This is a genomic window from Nocardia sp. NPDC004260, from assembly GCF_053603155.1.
Genome location: NZ_JBSGEZ010000211.1, coordinates 1 through 2,801, shown reverse-complemented (window position 1 = coordinate 2,801; position 2,801 = coordinate 1). Strand labels below are relative to the sequence as shown.

Genomic DNA, 2,801 nt, shown 5'->3' with positions numbered 1-2,801 from the left:
CCCCGGATACCGAAACCGCCGCTGCCGCACCGGAATCAACGGTTCCACTCTCGCCCACAACGCATCGGTCACCACCTCATCAACCACAGCAAGAGCCTCAAAGACATTGCACGGCAAACCAAACCGACACACCGATTCATTCTGAACTGAGTTCTTAGTGTTCAGGGGGTGAGCTTGGGCCAAATGTAACGGCGATCAGATCGCCCGATACTGCGGCCGCTCAAAGCCGCAGTAGGCGCCTCCATGGCAAACCCCTGGGCACCACCGCATCTCGCCGAAATTTCCGGCTGGACAACGTCCTTATCTTGGATCCATGCCAAAGACGCCCACTACCCGCACCTGCTCACCCAGGCCAAGCAGCAACTCTTTAGCGAGGAGATCATCGTGGCCACCACAGCCGAAAGCCGCGGCGGCCACGAAATCGAGACCTTCACCCTCACCGCCACCTCCGGACGGACAACCAAGATCAACAGAGCAGCGGCGCGCAAACGCGTGCTCATGTCCCGCTGCCGTGCCTGGACCAACGGCCACGCCACCTACCCTCACGGCCTCATCGGTCCTGCAGGTGAAGCGACGGTCCGGCAAGCCATCATCGACTCCGGCGTCCTCGCCGTGACCACACCCGGAGCGGGCGCGGTCGCCAAAGTCCTCCGAACCAGCCTCAACGGCGCACTCGACTCCGGCGGCTGGCTGCCGATCATCAACAGCAGCGGCCTGCCGAGGGCACGGTGTACCTCCCGATCGAAAATAAGAACATCCGCGACTGGGTCTACCCCAGATCCGCAGAGCCCTACCAGCTCCTGCGCAAAGCCGCCCTGCTCCAGCGCGACGCCCCCGAAGCGAACATCATGCCCGTGCTGGTCTGCCGCCACACGCTCCGGTTCCTGGCCCAACGCCTCGGCTTCAAAGTCCACGACACGACACCCGACAGCAGTACATCCGATCCGTCGTCACCGACGACGACCTCGCCGAAACCCACACAGAACTCGGCTTTCTGGACCTCATGAAACCCGAAGACAAGGCGTCGCTGTCCGGCCTGAACCGCTTCTTCCTCAAATCCCTCGCCATCGGCGCACTGGACTACGCCAACAACTGGCGAGACGCAGTACTCGTCCACAACTTCGACGAGTACTTCCGCGACCTGCGCCGTGCCTGTACGGAGCGGAGAAGATGTGGGCGCACCTGCGACTCATCCAAGTATCGTTGCCGTATTAGGAGCACCCGCGTAGTTGAAACTGGCCCGAAACAGCTCGCAACACTTCGCCAGCCGCAATTCAGCAGTATCACCGGGGTTGGCAACGGACTTAGCGTGCGCAGCAAATTCGGCGGCGCTCCGGGCAAGCGTCGCAGTTGCTACACCCAACTGCGGCGGCACCACCAGGCGACCGACTGCATCAAGCAGCTCAGCAGCGCCGAGCAGATAGAACCACGACAGCTTATGCGCGTTGCGCAGCGGATCGGGAAGGTCCGACGTGCCGTTGCGGCTGTCGAACTCGTCGATGTCACAGCTTGGCTCCCGATATGGAAGGTAGGCGACCGCATACATCTGCCGGGCCGTGATCTGACACAGTTCAGCGGCCTCGCTCAAAGGCGGCAACACGCGTGCCCGCAGCTACGAGTGTCTCGGTGCGGACGCTGAACGGGTAGCGGCCGGGCGCGTCCAGCACAACCTGCACGATCTCGCTCGTCGTCTTCCAGTTCCAGGACCTCGAACACCGAGACCCCGCCCGCGACCAGCAGCACTCTGTCACCGACCTGCACCATGACGGTGAGCCTATACCGCCAGACCGACCAGTACGTGACATGATCGAAAGCATGTTCCCATGGGTCCGACTAGGGTGTCGTTGACGTAGTTGACGCCAGCGTCCGGGTTCAGTTAATGGAAGGAGAGTGCGCGCGGCGAGTTGATCGTCGACCCATGCCCAGGAACCTCGAGACTTGCGCGACTGCGCCTCCTGGAGGGTGGGCATGTGTGGCCGGACTCGGCCGGGTCCGTGGCGCGATGGCGACCGGCGGGTTACGTAGGGCGGGGTGTGGTCAGGTGCGTTTTGTTCAAGCTTTTTCTGCTTCATCTATCCAATGTCCGACCTGCCGTTTCGGTGATCGCCTGCTCGGGCGAGGTCGGTGGTATGACAAGGACTCGGTGTGCTCGGTGCGGCTATCCGAGGGCGGTGAGTGCGTCGCCAGCTCACGCGGCGGCTGATGAGACCGGGAAATCGGCATCTGTCCCGGCGGTGTCGGCATTGCGGTCGCCGAGGCGATTCTTTGCGCGGCAAGCGCTTTTGCGACAGTCGGAGTCGCCGGCGCGGTCGCGATCGTAGGGATTTCCCCCATGTCGGATGTGTTGGTTACTGGGCATGCTGAGCGGATGCTCGATTCGGCAAGGATCAACTCCCCTCGGTCGACGGTGATCGTCGGTTCATCGACTGATCGGATCATGTCGCGTTGACCGGTTGTGACCTTTGCCTGTATCGGTCGGCGGCTCCTGGGCCTGGTGTGAGTTTTGAGCAGCAGATGCTGGCGGGAATCGAGCGGCTGGAAGACAGTGACGGCTCGGACCATCGGATGCTGCGGCGTACGCTGCGCGCCACGGCTGCGGTCAGCCTTTCGGAGGTCGAATGGATCCGCCGGACGCGGGCGACTGGGACCGTCCTGCAGCCCCGAGTCAGCGTCGTCGACGGTTATGTCGTTGGCTACATCGCCCAGTGGCGTGATTCCCACAGCGCGCGCCTCGGTCCGGCGATCATCGACCTCGAGGTCGGGGCAGGCCTGAGCCTGCCCGAACTGCGGGACGGGTGGGA

The 2,801-nt window shown here is 63.0% G+C and carries 3 protein-coding genes; 2 read left to right on the top strand and 1 reads right to left on the bottom strand.

Annotated features, from left to right (window positions below; translation table 11 throughout):
- Positions 1-728: 728 nt before the first annotated feature.
- Positions 729-1,007 (top strand): hypothetical protein, encoded by a 279-nt coding sequence (locus ACWEO7_RS38940; protein ID WP_452430792.1) that lies wholly within the window; start codon positions 729-731, stop codon positions 1,005-1,007.
- A 182-nt stretch (positions 1,008-1,189) separates the two neighbouring features.
- Here the strand turns inward: ACWEO7_RS38940 and ACWEO7_RS38935 are convergent, their stop codons facing one another.
- The gene (locus tag ACWEO7_RS38935; RefSeq protein WP_452430791.1) at positions 1,190-1,588 is read right to left on the bottom strand and encodes a hypothetical protein; all 399 of its coding nucleotides are present in this window, start codon (positions 1,586-1,588) and stop codon (positions 1,190-1,192) included.
- 908 nt (positions 1,589-2,496) lie between these two features.
- On the opposite strand from ACWEO7_RS38935, the gene ACWEO7_RS38930 reads away from it, so the two are divergent.
- Positions 2,497-2,801: hypothetical protein (locus tag ACWEO7_RS38930; RefSeq protein ID WP_452430789.1), on the top strand; the 305-nt coding region annotated here is incomplete at its 3' end.